This window comes from Streptomyces sp. NPDC028289 (genome assembly GCF_055565975.1).
Window position 1 is genome coordinate 472827 of record NZ_JBVHTI010000006.1, and the last position, 14603, is coordinate 487429.

A 14603-nucleotide genomic window follows, 5' to 3' on the forward strand; every position below is an offset into this window, starting at 1 on the left:
TGAGCCGAAAACGACGCGGTAGGGCTCACGTTCGTCGGCCTGTGTGCACCCCGCGGCCTGTTTGTACCGAGCCGCCGTGCGCTGCGGGATTCCGGGCGGCCATGGGCAGAACCCGACGGACCGGTGATGTCGAATGCCATAGGGGGGCACCTTCGCGTATGGAGGGTTTCCAGATGCGGACAGTCAGTTGACCGACAGATCCCCGCCGTTGTGACAGTCGCCGTCGAGGCCGGTGCGGCTGGGTCGCCTCGCGGCTGACGGAGGCTGCTGCGCACCCTGACATGTGTCCAAGCCGAACCCTTGGTGCCCACATATAGTGACTTACGTAATATTCCGGACACGCTACCGGCGGAAGGGCATGTCATGAAGTTCGCGGTCATCGGCGGTACGGGACTGATCGGGTCGCAGGTCGTCAAGGAGTTGAACGCCGCCGGGCACGAGGCGGTGCCGCACTCGCAGTCCACAGGAGTCGACATCCTCAGCGGTCAGGGCCTGGACGAGGCGGTCATGGGAGCCGACGTCGTCATCAACCTGACGAACTCCCCGACCTTCGACGACGCCTCCCTCGCGTTCTTCCAGACCTCGATGGACAACCTCCTGGCGGCGGCCGACAAGGGCGGCGTCGGCCACTTCGTCATCCTCTCGATCGTCGGCACGGACCAGGTGCCCGAGCTGGACTACTACCGCGCCAAGGCGCTTCAGGAGAAGATCCTCGCGGACGGGCCGATCCCCTATTCGATCGTCCGGGCCACGCAGTTCATGGACTTCATGGATGCGGTGCTGTCCTGGACCGCCGACGCGGACACCGTCCGGCTTCCCGCCACGCCCATTCAGCCCATCGCCTCCCAGGACGTGGCGCACGCGGTGGCCGAGGTGGCCGCCGGCGCCCCGCTGAACGGGATCCGCAACATCGCCGGCCCCGAGATCTTCCCCCTGGACGAACTGGGCCGGATCACTCTGTCCCACAAGGGCGACCCCCGTACCGTCGTCACCGACCCCACCGCCGGTATGTTCGCCGTGGTCAAGGGCGACGTCCTCACCGACAAGAACGCGCACCTCGCGCCCACCCGCTACACCGACTGGCTTTCCTGACCAAGGCGCGGTCGGGGCGTCCGGGGGCGCCGTGCGTCCGTCCGGGGCCGCCCGCCGTTCATACGACGGCACCGCCATGGCGAGATCCATGGCGGTGCGCAGGGGAGGGGCTGCTCGCTGTCGTCGGCCAAGGTCCCGTGACTCCGTCGGGAACCGGCCTGTGCGCAGGCGGAGCTCAGTCGGTGGGGCGGGGGGCCCGCAGGTGGGCCCGCTTCTCCAGCTCCTCGTCGTCGACCAGGGTGAGCATCGGCTGGTTCGGCGCGCACATCATGAACACGATGTACTTGGCCGGCACCTCCGAGGAGGCGTTGCCGTTCTGGTAGTGGATCACCTCACCGCCCGGCTCCCAGAACGTCTCACCCGCCTTGATCACGTGCTCCGGCTCGCCCTCGAGCTCCCACCGGACCGCTCCTTCGATGACGTAGCCGAAACACGGCCCCGAGTGACGGTGCGGGGGAGTCCCGGGGTCACCGGGAGCCCACTCGACGAGGACGGTCATTCCGGAAGCGCCCTCGGGAATGAAAGGCGGCTTGACGTCCGCCAGCATCTTCGGTCCGAATCCGTCCTCTGAGTGCATTTCGTGCATGGTGCTACCTCCGTGTACCGGCCCGGAACGGACGAGCTCGCGTCAGCGGTTCCAGGCTCACAACGACTTGATCTACAGCGAAGACAGAACGCGGCCCACTGCTGTGACACGCCGCGGGTCTCCCGCGTCACGCGCGGCGGGCCGGTGTTCGCCCGCCACCGTTCGGCCGGCTGCGGTACCGGGAGCGGCGACGTCGGCGCAGCGGTGCCGGGCTCCGAAGAAACGGGCTCGGCCGACCACCTGCTCGAGCGCAGTCGGCCGGCGCCTGAACGTCGTTCTCCGCGTCGAAGGCATCGATGACGGGACAAGGGTTGTCCCTGCCCGGCTGCCTCCCGGCATCCGGCATCCGGCATCCGGCCCCGGCTTCCAGCTCAGCCGAACATGCCGACCTGGTAGCCGCCGGCCGGCTGCTGGGTGATGATGTTGATGCGGTTGTAGGCGTTGATGACGGCAATGAGGCTGGTCAGCGCCGCGAGTTGGTCCTCGTCGAAGTGCTTCGCGGCGTTCGCCCAGGCCTCGTCGGTGACACCACCGGCCGCGTCCGCGACGCGGGTGCCCTGCTCGGCCAGCTCCAGCGCGGCGCGCTCGGCCTCGGTGAAGACCGTCGCCTCCCGCCAGGCGGCGATCAGGTTGAGCCGCACCGAGGTCTCCCCGGCGTGGGTGGCCTCCTTGGTGTGCATGTCGGTGCAGAAGCCGCAGCCGTTGATCTGGCTGGCGCGGACCTCCACCAGATGCTGGACGGTGGCCGGCAGCGTCGAGTCCGACAGCGCCTTGCTGGCCGAGACGAGGTGCTTGAGCACCTTGCCCGCGAGCGGATTGCCGTAGTAGTTGAGACGCGCGTCCATGGGTCCTCCTTGCGGAATTGCTGGTACCCACTACTGACCGGGCAGCCCGCCGAGGTGTGACACCGAAGCCTGATGTGACCCGGGTCTCAGTCGTCATGTCGTCACCGCGCCCGGTTCGAGGGTTCGCGAGTTGTGCGCCCACCTTGATCGCGAGATGCCGATCACCGCACGGGGCCGGCGGACACGTCGTCCATGTGCCGAAGACGGTCCCAAGAACGGCACGACTGCGGTCCCAGGTGTCGTGACCGGCTGGCCTCCCCCGCGGCAGGAGCCGGTCCCTCACCCACCCGCGCTGTGACAGAAAGGCGCGCCCCGGGGCCCGTACTGGCGGTCAGCGACTGGATGCGGCAGGTGCCCGACCAGATCAGCCAGTGGGTCGAGCAGGACTACACGTCGCCGGGCACGGACGGCTTGGGGCTGTCGGACACCCGTGATGCCGTACGCCGCCATTTTCACGTCGACGCCGAGTGGATCGTCATCGCCGCCCTGGACCGGTTGGCGCGCCAGGACGCGATCGCCCCGGAGACGGTTGTCGAGGCTCGTGATCGCTACGACCGCCCGGGGCGCCCCGCCATCGCGTGAGCAGTGATCGGGAGCGCGGCCGCACGCGCGTGGCGAGCGGCCCGGAACCGGGAGCTGGTGCCCAGGTGCACCGAAGGCGGGACCGCTCTCCTTTCGTGTCATTCGCTACCGTATCGGGTGAGTGGACAGCTGATAGCGTGGAGCTGTGACAGCCGACACTCCGCACCCCTCGGCCGCCTCGCGTGCCACCGACCGCCCCGGGGACGCCTCGCCTTTCGCTCTCGGCCTGTTGTTGCGGCGGGCGCACTGGCGGGTGGCGGGGGTGATGACGGAGGCGCTGCGCCCGCTGGGTATCGAGTTGCGGCACTTCGCGGTGCTGCTGGTACTGGTCGACCGGGGGCCGACGGTGCAGCGGGACCTGGGTCCGGCGACGGGGTCGGACAAGGCGGGTGTCATGAGGGTCGTGGACGATCTGGAGCGGATGGGACTGGCCGTCCGCAAGGCGGTTCCGGGGGACCGGCGGGTGCGGGCGGTGGAGATCACGCCGCGGGGGGTCGAGCTGTTCGATGCGGCGCATGTGGCGGCGGAGCCGCTGGCCGAGCGCCTGGTGGCCGGTCTGGAGCCGGGCGAACGCGAACAGCTGACAGGACTGCTGACCCGGTTCGCCCACCCCACCGAGCACGGCAAGGCATGAACACGCCCGGACGGGGACCGGTTCGCACACGGCCGTATGGAAACGGGTGAGGACGGTTTTCTACGGAGCGACGGAGGGGATGCCACCGGGCGCTGAGCAGTCGGACGGGGTCGTCGGCAGACCGTCCTCGCCGTCCGGCTCCTGGACATCGCCCCGCCCGGCGGCCTGGGCCACCAGCAGCGTGTCCGCGGCCGCTATGGCCTCGTCGACGGTCCGGGCTCCCATCGTGATGCACAGCGTGTAACTCACGTCCTCGAGCTCGCGTGCCCTCTCCCGTCCCTCGTGCTCGGCGAGCGCGATCCGCAGGCACGCGTACCGGGTCAGCAGTCCTCTGACGACCTTCGGATCCGGAACAACGAGCACAGCCAGGCCCTCCCCTTCGACGTTCGAGTCACACCGGCGTGAGGGAAGACCGGTTGTCCCCGGCTTGTGTGACGAGATGGGCTCCGGCCCGATGCATTGCTGAGATGCGCGGCCGCGGGAGACAGCCGGTGTCACACGACGCGTGCATGCCCGGTCAGAGGATTGAGCCGAGGAACGTACATGTCTGTGCTGCGCTGTGCCTGGTGCGGGGGAGAAAGCCATATGGACGACGCTGACGCGGTGCCGGTCGCGGAGTTGCTCGACGAGCGGCGGCACCTGCTGGAAGTCACCTACTGGATGCTGGGCGACTCCCGCGAGGCGGAGAACGTGGTCGGTGAGAGCTACCGTCGGTGGTACGGCCTGTCCGACGCGGAGCGTGGCCGGATCACGGCTCCCTGGTACTGGCTCACGAAGACCGCGCGCGGGGTCTGCCTGGGCCTGCTCGCCCGCCCCCCGTCGTGGCGTGACCGGTCGGCGTGACCGGACATCGGAGCACTCCACGGAACCACCAGACGTCGGCGCTCAGGCGGTCCTGGCGGAGGAGGTCAGCCGGGTTCTGCTGAACGCCCTGGACTCCCTGTCGCCGGCCGAGCGGGCGGCGTTCGTGCTCAACGACGTCTTCGGGATGGCCTCCGACACGGTGGCCGACATCGTGGGACGTCCGGAGCCCGAGTGCGCCGAGCTCGCCGACCGTGCCCGCCGCAGCCTTCGGATGCAGCGCTCGCGCTCCACCCCTCCTGATGAACAGGATCTCCTCGCCCGCACCGTCCGCCAGGCCTGCGTGGACGAGGATGCCGAACTGCTCGAGTCGCTGCTGTGTCCGGACGCCACGGCGTTCTTCGACGGCGGCGGCAAGGTCTGCGCACTGGGCAGGCCGGTGCACGGCAGCCGTCAGGTCGCCCACAGCCTGCTGACGCTCCTGGCCCGCCACCCTCGCACCACCCTGACCACCCACTCCGTCAACGGGCGTACCGGCCTCGTCGTCCGTTACGACCGCCAGGTCGCCGCCGTCATCAGCCTCGACATCGCTGAACACCATGTCGCGCAGGTGTGGGTTGTCCTCAATCCCGACAAGCTGCGGTCCTGGAACCAGCCCCCCACCATCCCGGACTCCGGCTCGCACGGGGGCCCGTCACGGCAGGGCGACGGCTCGCTCTGATCGCCGGTGCCGCCGGGTCAGCAGCCGCCGACGAACGTGACTGTCTCCTCGAGCGGCGCCCGGCCGATACGAGGTTGGCTTGCCGTGACGTCCTCGTGCCCGATCGACATGCCGCAGAAGAGAAGGAGTTCATCCGGCGGCGACAGGACCTCCGCGACGGTCTTGTGGTACTTCGCCCAGGCCATCTGCGTGCAGCTGTGCAGCCCTTCGACGCGGAGCAGCAGCATCACGGACTGCAGATACATGCCCAGGTCCGACCACTGGGGCCGGCCCATGCAGCGGTCGACGTAGCAGAACAGGGCGGCGGGTGCCCCGAAGCAGTCCCAGTTCGCGGCAGCGGCCCTCTGCCGAGCCTCCAGGTCCTCGCGCGGAATGCCGAGCGCGCCGTAGCGCTGCTCGCCGAAGGCGGATCGGCGCTCCTGGTAAGGGCTCTTGAGGGCTGGGGGGTACTGCTCGTACTCGGGCTCGTCCCAGGGGTCGCTTGCGGCTATGCGTTCGCCGGCACGCTTCTTGAGCTCAGCCAGCGGTCGGCCGGTCAGTACGTAGACGTGCCACGGCTGGAGGTTCGATGCGGATGGTGCCCAGGCCGCGGCGGACAGCACGCGCTCCAGCACCTCCCGCGGTACCTGCTGGTCGGTGAATCCCCGCACGGCTCGCCGACTCGCGACAGCCTCGTAGACATTCATGATCGCCTGCACCCCTTTCTGCTTGACACCTCCACAATCGTATCACTCGAAATAGTATCGGTCAATACCATCTCGGACGAGCGTGACGGTGGGGGGGAGAGGGAGTGGGCGTGTTCATGCCTTGCCGTGCTCGGTGGGGTGGGCGAACCGGGTCAGCAGTCCTGTCAGCTGTTCGCGTTCGCCCGGCTCCAGACCGGCCACCAGGCGCTCGGCCAGCGGCTCCGCCGCCACATGCGCCGCATCGAACAGCTCGACCCCCCGCGGCGTGATCTCCACCGCCCGCACCCGCCGGTCCCCCGGAACCGCCTTGCGGACGGCCAGTCCCATCCGCTCCAGATCGTCCACGACCCTCATGACACCCGCCTTGTCCGACCCCGTCGCCGGACCCAGGTCCCGCTGCACCGTCGGCCCCCGGTCGACCAGCACCAGCAGCACCGCGAAATGCCGCAACTCGATACCCAGCGGGCGCAGCGCCTCCGTCATCACCCCCGCCACCCGCCAGTGCGCCCGCCGCAACAGCAGGGCGAGAGCGAAGGGTGAGGCGTCTCCGGGGCGGTCGGTGGCGCGTGAGGCGGCCGACGGGGCGGCTTCGTGAGGTGCATGGGTGGTCACGAGGTCACATTACAGCCATAGGTGCATTCGAGACGGTTTCACATGAGCCGGTCGCGGATGGACTGAGGAGCCGTGATCCGGCCTGAGCCGTGCTCTCGTAGTCACTTGACTGATGCATCGGGTTCTCAGCCCGTTCCAGGCTCGTGGTAGCGAGTCGGCCCATGCCCTGGGCGCGGCTCCGTGGACGCCGATCCACAGCCGTCGCGACGGGAAGACGAGAGAGGACGAATCATGAGCGGCAAGGTCTTCGACACCGATGACGAGCCGGGGTGTGCTCGCAAAGCCGGGTCGGACGGCCACGCGAGGTGGGGTGTCGAGCCGGAGCCGGTGACATGTCGAACGGTCGTGGCTCTTCTCGAAGAGGGGACGCCGCTGCCGGTCATGACAGATCTCCGCTACGACAGCGCGGAGCCATACTCCGTGACCATGGCGTTCAAGGCGGGCAGTGATCCGGTCATCGAGTGGGAGTTCGGCCGCGAGCTCCTGGCCTCCGGCAGGCGGCGGCTCGACGGTTTCGGTGATGTGCAGGTCTGGCCCGACGAAATCCGTGGCCATGGGTTGGTGTACCTGTCGTTCCGGTCGGGTCGGGAAACGTTCGTCGTAGCCGCGTCCGCGGTAGTGATCGATGAATTCCTGACCTCCACCTTCGAAGTTGTGCCCCTCGGGGAGGAGAGGAGCTTTCTGGGGCTGGAGGGTTTTGCCAGTCAGTTGTCGGACGAGACGTGATGTCAGAGAGTCGTTCGAGATAGCCGTGCTGGCGTCGCGGGGGCTGAGCAACCGGGAGATCGGCCAGCGCCTGTTCATCTCGCACCGCACCGTCGGAGCGCACCTCTACCGCATCTACCCGCGCCTGGGCATCACCGGCCGCGGCAGGCTGGCGGCCGCCCTCGCCGCGCTGCAGGACGAACAGTCCACGTCCGGCGTCTGACGGCCTGGGCGCCGGGCCGTGCGAGGGGGCGTGGCCAGGGACCAGGTGCTGCACGATCGCTGCAGGCCGTGACTGCGGACCCGAGCCCCGCACCGCCGCGTGGTCCGGGCCCCTGGAACGGCGTTGCCCTTCTCGCCGGTGCGGGTCAACGACACTTACGCCAGGGCAAGTTCACGGAACTGGGCGCCGCTGTCGGAGACCACCGGGTCCCAGTGCGCGGGGACGCAGGAGGAGGCCCACTTCAGGGTGGCGTTCCCGCCGGGCGCGCCGGACGACCCGCCCGCGCGGGCGCTGGACGGACCGTCGGCTCCGAGAAGCCCTGAATGGGCCAGACCCACGTAGCCCCGGCGACCACGGGCTCGGACCACCACCACGGTGAGTCCGGGACCGCGATCCACATCGTGGGCGGGCACCCCGAGTTCGTCTTCCTGGACGACACGGGCGAGCAGCCCGAGGAGGTACGGTTGCGCACCTCGCCGGGCGACTACATCTTCGTCCCCCCGTTCGTACCGCACCGCGAGGAGAACCCGAACCCCGCCGAGGGGGCCGTGCTCGTCATCGCCCGCAGCACCCAGGAGGCGATCGTGGTCAACCTGCCCGGCCTGTACGCACCTCCGGCCCCCGACGCGTGACCTCCGGGGCTCGCCCTGTTCCTGCCTGAGCAGCCTCGGGGTGCCGGCCCAGCTCGGGCGCGACGAGGTGCCGGACGTCGTGCAGGATCTGCTCGTACTCCTCCCGGTGGAACTCGTACGGCAGCTCCAGGCGCAGCTCGGACACTTCGGCGAGCACCGGATCGGTCGTGAGTGCTTCCAGGATCTGCTCCGCGGTCCCGACGACGTCCGGGGCGAACAGGATGCGCTTCGGGCCCTGCGGCGCGAGGGTCCGCTCGTGGCGGCTCGCCGCGTAGGCCCGGTAGCGGGCGCGGGTGGCGGCGTCGGCGCTGTCGAGGGGGACGATCACCCGGCCCACGGCAACGCGCGGCGTTCGGTCCGGCGGCAGCGCGCGCCGGTACTCCGACAACAGGTTCAGCTGGGCCGTGGTGAAGTCGTCGGTGTCCTCGCCGGTGACGATGTTCCCGGACAGCAGACCGAGGCCCTGCCCGGCGGCCCAGCGGACCGAGCGCAGGCTTCCGCCGCCGTACCAGATACGGCGCGCCAGGCCGGGGTTGTGCGGTTGCAGCCGGGGGCGCTGGACGTTGCCCGGTGAGTGGATGACGGTGTCCGGGCCGCCGAGGTAGTCGCCGCGCAGGTTCTCCACGACCCGGGCGATCCTGCCGTACGACAGGTCGAAGCCGCGCCAGTCCCCGTCGTACACGAGGTCGCCGAGCAGGTCGGCGTGGGGCATGCCGGTGCTGAAACCGATCTGGAGCCGGCCCCGGGACAGGACGTCGGCCAGCGCCAGGTCCTCGGCGAGCCGGAACGGGCTCTCGTAGCCGATCGGGATGACGGCGGTGCCCAGTTCGATGCGCTCGGTGCGCTGCCCGGCCGCCGCGAGGAAGACGGCCGCCGAGCCGACGCCGTGTTCGAGGTGGCGCTGCCGGATCCAGGCGCCGTCGTAGCCGAGCCGCTCGCCGTACTCGAACAGCCGGAGGGTCTCCTCCAGGCCGGGGTAGGGGTCGTCGTCCACGAAGTTGCCGGGTGTCAGGAAGGACAGGGAGGTGAGGGTGGGAGTGCTCATGCTGGTCCTTGACCGGTGCTGGTTGCCGAGGCGGGGGAGGGGACACGGCTGCCGGGGATCGCCGCCAGCAGCTCGCGGGTGTACGCGTGGCGGGGCGCGGAGAACAGGTCCTCGGGCGGGCCCGTCTCGACGATCCGGCCGGCCCGCATGACGGCGACCCGGTGCGCGATCTGCCGTACGACGGCCAGGTCGTGGGAGATGAACAGGTACGCCACGCCGGTGTTCGCCTGCAACTCGGCCAGCAGGTCCAGGACCTGGGCCTGCACGGACACGTCGAGCGCGGAGACGGGTTCGTCGCACACCACCAGGTCGGGGGAGAGCGCGAGGGCACGCGCGATGGCCACCCGCTGGCGCTGTCCGCCGGACAGTTCGGCCGGGCGGCGCTCCAGCGTCGCGGCGGGCAGCGCGACCCGGTCGAGCAGTTCGCGGGCGCGGTCGAGCCGGGTGGCGCGGTCGCCGACCTTGAACGCCCGCAGCGGCTCGGTGATCACCTCGCCGATGGAGAAGCGCGGGTCGAGCGAGGCGTACGGGTTCTGGTAGACCAGCTGGGCACGCCGGCGCAGCTCCCTGACCCCGGCGCCCTTGGCGGTGGTGACGTCGGTGCCGTCGAGCAGCACCTGTCCGGAGGTCGCCTCGGCCAGGCGCAGCACCAGCCGGGCGGTGGTGGACTTGCCCGAGCCCGACTCCCCGACCAGGGCGAGGGTCTGCCCGCGCCGCAGGGTGAGGCTGACGTCGTCGACCGCGCGCAGGGTCCGGGCCTCGCCGCCGGCCCGCGGCAGCCTGAACTCCTTGACCAGGTTGCGTGCCTCGACCAGGGGAGGCGCCGTTTCGGGCGGGGCGGTGGAGACCGCGGTACGGGGGCGGGCCGTGGTCAGGCTCGGGGCGGCGGCCAGCAGCCGTCGGGTGTACTCGTGCTGCGGGTCGGCGAGGACGGCCCGGGTCTCGCCCGCCTCGACGACCTTGCCCTGCTCCATGACCACCAGGCGCTGGGCCCGGTCCGCGGCCACTCCGAGGTCGTGGGTGACCAGCAGGATCGCGGTGCCCGACTCCTCGGTGAGGTGCTGGAGATGGTCGAGGATGACCCGCTGCACGGTGACGTCCAGCGCGCTGGTCGGCTCGTCGGCGATGATCAGCCTGGGCTTCGCCGCGATCGCGACCGCGATCAGGGCCCGTTGCCGCATGCCGCCGGACAGCTCGTGCGGGTACTGCCGGGCCCGGACGGCCGCGTCGGGCAGTCCCGCCCGGTCGAGGACGGCGACCGCCTCGGCCGCCGCCGCACGCCGGGTCGCCAGGCCGTGGATGCGCAGCACCTCGGCGACCTGCTCGCCGATCCGCTTCACCGGGTTGAGCGAGACCGTCGGATCCTGCGGGACCAGCCCGATCTGCGCGCCGCGCACGGTACGCAGCTCCGCCTCGGAGAGGGTGGCCAGGTCGTGCCGGCCGAAGCGGACCGTGCCCGCGTCGATGGTGCCGTTCGCCGCCAGCAGCCGGGTGACGGCGTGTGCGGTGGTGCTCTTGCCGGAGCCGGACTCGCCGACCACGGCGGTCACCTGCCCTGGCCATACGTCGAGGTCCACGCCCCGTACGGCCGACACCGTGCCGCCCCGGGTGCGGTACGACACGGACAGGCCGCGGATCTCCAGGACTGGTGTGGTCACGTCCTCACCGTTCTCGCGTGCGTCGCCGTTCTTGTGTGCGTCATCGTTCTCGTGTGCGTCGTCGGTCATCGCTGCCGAGCCCATTCGCCGTCCAGGGCCCTCGCGACGCGGTTGGCGGCCAGCACGGTCGCGGCGATCGCCAGACCGGGCAGCGCGGTCAGCCACCAGGCGTTGGCCAGGTAGTTGCGGCCGTCGGAGATCAACGTCCCCCACTCCGGGGCGGGCGGCGGCGCGCCGTAGCCGAGGAAGCTCAGCGCCGAGACGGCCAGGATCGAGGAACCGAAGTCCAGGGTGGCCAGCACGATCACCGGCCCTGCGGCGTTGGGCAGCACGTGCCGGCCGAGCACCGAGTACCAGCGGGCGCCGCAGGACCGGGACGCCTCGACGAACACCGCCTGCCGCACCCGCAGCACCTCCGCCCGCGCCACCCGGGCGAAGGAGGCGACACTGGCGATACCGACCGCGACGGCCACCTTCACCGTCCCGTACCCGAGCGCGGTGACCAGCGCCAGCGACAGGAACAGTGCGGGGATGGCGAGGAGGACGTCCACGAAGCGCATCAGCACGTCGTCCACCCAGCGGCCCACGAACCCCGCGACCACCCCGAGCAGACCGCCGACCACGAACGCGACCAGGACCGCGATCAGGGTGGCCTTGAGGGAGAGCTGGGCGCCGTGGACCACCCGGGAGAAGACGTCGCGGCCGAGTTCGTCGGTGCCGAACCAGTGACTGCCGCTCGGGCCGCGGAAGTTCTGGGACGGCACCCCCTTCAGCGGGTCCTGCGAGGTGAACAGGTCCGGCCAGAAGGCGGCCAGCACCACCAGCACGAGGACGACGACGGACAACAGCAGACCGGGGCGGCGCAGCAGGAAACGGAGCACCCGGCGGATCCCGGCGGGGCGGCCGGGTTCCGCGGGGGTTCCGTCCCCGACCGGCCGGGCGAGGCCGAGGGCGGCCCCGGCCCGGTCGTCGACAAGGCTCTGACTCATGCGAAGCTCGCCCTTCTGTCCGAGGCCACCACGATCCGCGGGTCCAGCAGCGGATAGACGAGGTCCACGAGCAGGTTCGTCGCCACGAAGATCAGCGCGCCGAACACCACCACCCCCTGGACCAGCGGGATGTCCTGGGTGGTGACCGCCCCTGCGGTCACCCGGCCCAGACCGTCGCGGGAGAACACCGTCTCGACCACCACCGAACCGGCGATCAGCTGCCCGACCAGCAGGCCCACGACCGTCAGCGCCGGCAGTGACGCGTTGCGCAGCGCGTGCCGCAGATGCACCCGCCACCTGCCCGCGCCCTTGGCCCGCGCGGTCTCCACATAGGCCTGGTCCAGCGCGGTCAGCAGGCTCTTCGCCAGCACCTGGGCGACCTGTGCGCCGGTCGGGACCGCCAGCGTGAGCGCCGGCAGCACCAGCCCCTTCAGCCCGTCGTTGCCGAAGGCCGGGAACCAGTGGAGCTTGAAGGAGAACGCCTCGACGAGCAGCAGCCCCACCCAGAACGTCGGGACCGACACCCCCAGCGGGGGCAGCGACAGCAGCAGTTGCCGCAGCCACCGCCGCGAGGTGTACGTCGCCACCACCGCGAGGCCGCCGCCGAGGACCACCGCCAGCAGCAGCGCGGCACCGGTCAGCTGGAGTGTCTGCGGCAGCGCGTCGGCGAGCGTGGAGGTCACCGGGCGGCCGGTGGAGACCGCGTCGCCGAAGTCCCCGCGCACCGCCCGGCCCAGATACTCCGCGTACTGCACCAGCACCGGCTTGTCGAAGCCGTACTCGTGCCGCAGCCTGGCGAGTTGGGCCGGGTCGACCTGCCCCGTGTCCATCCCGGCCCCGGCCATCGCCGAGACCGGGTCACCGGGCAGGAAGTCCAGTACCAGGAACGACACCGTGTAGGCCGCCCACAGCACCCCGACCGCCTGCGCCAGCCGTTTGATCACATAGCGGCGCATCCGCTACCCGATCCAGGTGTCGTGCAGCTGGACGCGGCTGCCGGAGTCGAATTCGAGATCGTGCACCTTCTTCGAGACGCCGAGCTGGGTCTGGAGCTCCACCACCGGCACGTTGTACGCGTTCTGCACGATCAGCTGCTGCGCCTCCGCCACCAGCTGCTCGCGCTTCGCGGTGTCCGTGGTCGCGGCCTGCGCGGACAGTGCCGTGTCCAGCGAACTGGCGGGCAGGTGGTAGAAGTTGCCCAGCTGGGAGGAGAAGGAGCTGCGCAGGATGTCCGGGTCGGCGCGGGTCACGTTCCCCCACACCACGTCGAAGTCACCCGACTGGAGCGTGGTGGCGAACTGGGTGACCGGGAGCTGCTTGAGCACCACGTCGATCCCGACGGCCTTGAGCTGCTGCTGGACGAGTTCCAGCGCGGGCTGGTTGGTGGCCGCGTTGGGGAACCAGCTGACGGTCAGGGTCAGCCTCTTGCCGTCCTTGGTGCGGATGCCGTCGCTGCCCGCCTTCCAACCGGCCGCATCCAGCAGCGACTTCGCCTTGGCCGTGTCGAGCGCGAGGTCCGAGGAGAGATCGGTGTAGTCGGGCGTGGTGTGCGCCAGGACGCTGGTCGCCGGCCGGGTGCCGGTCGGGAAGACCGTGTCGGCGATCTGCTTCCGGTCGATGGCGGCCGAGATCGCCTGACGGACCTTCGCGTCCTTCAGCAGGGGCCGGGAGTTGTTCAGCCCGAGACCGAACACCACACCGGGGTTGGCCCGGCTCTGGAGGGTGACCTGGCCGCCCTTGAGGGCCGCCTCGTTGGCCTTGCCGACGCTGCTGATCGCGTCCACCTGCCCGGACTGGAGACTGCCGGCCCGCACCCCTGCCTCGGGCACGACCTTGAACACCAGCTTGTCCAGGTAGGCCTCGCCCTTCTTCGACCACAGCGAGGAACCCCAGTCGTACCCGGTGCGCCTGCCCAGGGTGATCGACTGGTTCTGCACGTACTGCTTGAGCACGAACGGCCCGGACCCGACCACCCCGTCGCTGCACTTCTGCTGCGGGCTCCTCTTGACGCTCGCCGAGGACTCGATCCCCAGCGAGTGGGTCGAAGTCGCCTGGAGGAACTGGGCGTTGGGCTGCTTGAAGGACACCTTGACGGTGAGCGGGTCGACCACCGTGGTGCTCTTGACGCCGCTGAGATAGCCCTCGGCGAGGGTGCCCAGGGCGCCGAGGTTCGGCACCGCGTCGAAGTTGTCCTTGACCACCTGCGCGGTCAGCTTCGAGCCGTCGCTGAAGGTGACGCCCGACCGCAGGTGGAACGTGAACGTCGTCGCGTCGGCGCTGATGTCCCAGCTCTTGGCGAGCCACGGCACGATCTTGCCGGTCTTCGGGTCCTGGTCGGTGAGGGAGTCCACGATCTGGCGCACCGAGTAGATGGTGTCGTTGCTGCCGACCTGCTGCGGGTCCACGCAGCCGGCGTCGGATCCCACCGCGAAGGTCAGGGTGCCGCCGGACTTCGCCTGGCCGCTTCCGCCGCCGGTGCCGTCGTCGCCCGAACCGCACGCGGTCAGCAGGACGCTGGTGGTCAGGAGCGCGGCCAGGGGCGCCCATCGGGAAGGTCTGAATTCCGGAAGTGCAGTCACGGAGGGCTTTCTCCTACTCGTGTCACCGGGGCACGACCGCGCACGGATGTGCGCAGGCATGACGGTGTGTGCGGCCCGGGCGGATCGACTCCGGCCGGGGATGCGCTGTGCAGACAGGGAGGTGGCATGCGGACGACACCGGGAACCGGTGGCGAGCGGGAAGGGCGGCGCGCAGGGGCCGGGGCCGGTGACGGATGTCAGCCGGCGGCGGCC

The 14603-nt window shown here is 70.4% G+C and carries 15 protein-coding genes and 3 pseudogenes; 8 read left to right on the forward strand and 10 right to left on the reverse strand.

Annotation, left to right across the window (positions count from 1 at the left end):
* The first annotated feature begins 363 nt into the window (after nucleotides 1-363).
* Nucleotides 364-1092, forward strand: coding sequence for an SDR family oxidoreductase (locus ACZ4UV_RS31385; protein WP_390035683.1), 729 nt, complete (start codon nucleotides 364-366; stop codon nucleotides 1090-1092).
* 175 nt (nucleotides 1093-1267) lie between these two features.
* Here the strand turns inward: ACZ4UV_RS31385 and ACZ4UV_RS31390 are convergent, their stop codons facing one another.
* Both ACZ4UV_RS31390 and ACZ4UV_RS31395 read right to left on the reverse strand, forming a co-directional pair.
* Nucleotides 1268-1678 (reverse strand): cupin domain-containing protein, encoded by a 411-nt coding sequence (locus tag ACZ4UV_RS31390; RefSeq protein WP_390035681.1) that lies wholly within the window; start codon nucleotides 1676-1678, stop codon nucleotides 1268-1270.
* A 371-nt stretch (nucleotides 1679-2049) separates the two neighbouring features.
* Nucleotides 2050-2523, reverse strand: a complete 474-nt coding sequence (locus tag ACZ4UV_RS31395) for a carboxymuconolactone decarboxylase family protein (protein ID WP_451021714.1) — start codon at nucleotides 2521-2523, stop codon at nucleotides 2050-2052.
* A 276-nt stretch (nucleotides 2524-2799) separates the two neighbouring features.
* Here ACZ4UV_RS31395 and ACZ4UV_RS31400 point away from each other — a divergent pair.
* Together ACZ4UV_RS31400 and ACZ4UV_RS31405 are read left to right on the forward strand one after the other, a co-directional pair.
* Nucleotides 2800-3105, forward strand: a pseudogene (locus ACZ4UV_RS31400) (pyruvate dehydrogenase (acetyl-transferring), homodimeric type); the annotation flags it as partial.
* A 145-nt stretch (nucleotides 3106-3250) separates the two neighbouring features.
* The gene (locus ACZ4UV_RS31405; protein WP_390035677.1) at nucleotides 3251-3739 is read left to right on the forward strand and encodes a MarR family winged helix-turn-helix transcriptional regulator; all 489 of its coding nucleotides are present in this window, start codon (nucleotides 3251-3253) and stop codon (nucleotides 3737-3739) included.
* A gap of 60 nt (nucleotides 3740-3799) precedes the next feature.
* Here ACZ4UV_RS31405 and ACZ4UV_RS31410 read toward each other — a convergent pair whose 3' ends face one another.
* Nucleotides 3800-4102, reverse strand: coding sequence for a DUF5133 domain-containing protein (locus tag ACZ4UV_RS31410; protein ID WP_451023302.1), 303 nt, complete (start codon nucleotides 4100-4102; stop codon nucleotides 3800-3802).
* Nucleotides 4103-4324: 222 nt separating this feature from the next.
* Here ACZ4UV_RS31410 and ACZ4UV_RS31415 point away from each other — a divergent pair, with 222 nt between their 5' ends.
* Both ACZ4UV_RS31415 and ACZ4UV_RS31420 read left to right on the forward strand, forming a co-directional pair.
* The gene (locus ACZ4UV_RS31415) at nucleotides 4325-4582 is read left to right on the forward strand and encodes a sigma factor (RefSeq protein ID WP_467842398.1); all 258 of its coding nucleotides are present in this window, start codon (nucleotides 4325-4327) and stop codon (nucleotides 4580-4582) included.
* Entirely contained in the window at nucleotides 4566-5261 is a 696-nt protein-coding gene (locus tag ACZ4UV_RS31420) for a sigma factor-like helix-turn-helix DNA-binding protein (RefSeq protein ID WP_467842401.1), read from the forward strand. Before ACZ4UV_RS31415 ends, ACZ4UV_RS31420 begins: the two co-directional genes overlap by 17 nt.
* A gap of 17 nt (nucleotides 5262-5278) precedes the next feature.
* On the opposite strand, the gene ACZ4UV_RS31425 is transcribed toward ACZ4UV_RS31420, so the two are convergent.
* Nucleotides 5279-5947 (reverse strand): nitroreductase, encoded by a 669-nt coding sequence (locus ACZ4UV_RS31425; RefSeq protein WP_451023299.1) that lies wholly within the window; start codon nucleotides 5945-5947, stop codon nucleotides 5279-5281.
* 114 nt (nucleotides 5948-6061) lie between these two features.
* The gene (locus tag ACZ4UV_RS31430) at nucleotides 6062-6559 is read right to left on the reverse strand and encodes a MarR family winged helix-turn-helix transcriptional regulator (RefSeq protein ID WP_467842406.1); all 498 of its coding nucleotides are present in this window, start codon (nucleotides 6557-6559) and stop codon (nucleotides 6062-6064) included.
* 231 nt (nucleotides 6560-6790) lie between these two features.
* Between ACZ4UV_RS31430 and ACZ4UV_RS31435 the strand changes: the two genes are divergently transcribed.
* The 3 genes and pseudogenes from ACZ4UV_RS31435 to ACZ4UV_RS31445 all read left to right on the forward strand — a co-directional run.
* Nucleotides 6791-7285 (forward strand): SsgA family sporulation/cell division regulator, encoded by a 495-nt coding sequence (locus tag ACZ4UV_RS31435; RefSeq protein WP_451018098.1) that lies wholly within the window; start codon nucleotides 6791-6793, stop codon nucleotides 7283-7285.
* A 16-nt stretch (nucleotides 7286-7301) separates the two neighbouring features.
* Nucleotides 7302-7487, forward strand: a pseudogene (locus tag ACZ4UV_RS31440) (helix-turn-helix domain-containing protein); the annotation flags it as partial.
* Between the two features lie 212 nt (nucleotides 7488-7699).
* Nucleotides 7700-8119: pseudogene (locus ACZ4UV_RS31445) on the forward strand (cupin domain-containing protein); the annotation flags it as partial.
* Here ACZ4UV_RS31445 and ACZ4UV_RS31450 read toward each other — a convergent pair.
* From ACZ4UV_RS31450 to ACZ4UV_RS31470, 5 genes are read right to left on the reverse strand one after another with little or no spacing between them, the layout of a single operon-like run.
* The gene (locus ACZ4UV_RS31450) at nucleotides 8076-9164 is read right to left on the reverse strand and encodes an LLM class flavin-dependent oxidoreductase (protein ID WP_467842410.1); all 1089 of its coding nucleotides are present in this window, start codon (nucleotides 9162-9164) and stop codon (nucleotides 8076-8078) included. The pseudogene ACZ4UV_RS31445 and the gene ACZ4UV_RS31450 overlap by 44 nt on opposite strands.
* Nucleotides 9161-10891, reverse strand: coding sequence for a dipeptide ABC transporter ATP-binding protein (locus ACZ4UV_RS31455; protein WP_451018095.1), 1731 nt, complete (start codon nucleotides 10889-10891; stop codon nucleotides 9161-9163). The genes ACZ4UV_RS31450 and ACZ4UV_RS31455 overlap by 4 nt, the downstream gene beginning before the upstream one ends.
* Nucleotides 10888-11811 carry an ABC transporter permease gene (locus tag ACZ4UV_RS31460; RefSeq protein ID WP_451018094.1) on the reverse strand — a complete coding sequence of 308 codons (924 nt, stop codon included), beginning with the start codon at nucleotides 11809-11811 and terminating at the stop codon, nucleotides 10888-10890. Before ACZ4UV_RS31460 ends, ACZ4UV_RS31455 begins: the two co-directional genes overlap by 4 nt.
* Nucleotides 11808-12767: an ABC transporter permease gene (locus tag ACZ4UV_RS31465; RefSeq protein WP_451018093.1), complete on the reverse strand. Its 960-nt coding sequence runs from the start codon at nucleotides 12765-12767 to the stop codon at nucleotides 11808-11810. Before ACZ4UV_RS31465 ends, ACZ4UV_RS31460 begins: the two co-directional genes overlap by 4 nt.
* A 3-nt stretch (nucleotides 12768-12770) precedes the next feature.
* Nucleotides 12771-14390: an ABC transporter substrate-binding protein gene (locus ACZ4UV_RS31470; protein WP_451018092.1), complete on the reverse strand. Its 1620-nt coding sequence runs from the start codon at nucleotides 14388-14390 to the stop codon at nucleotides 12771-12773.
* Nucleotides 14391-14603: the final 213 nt, after the last annotated feature.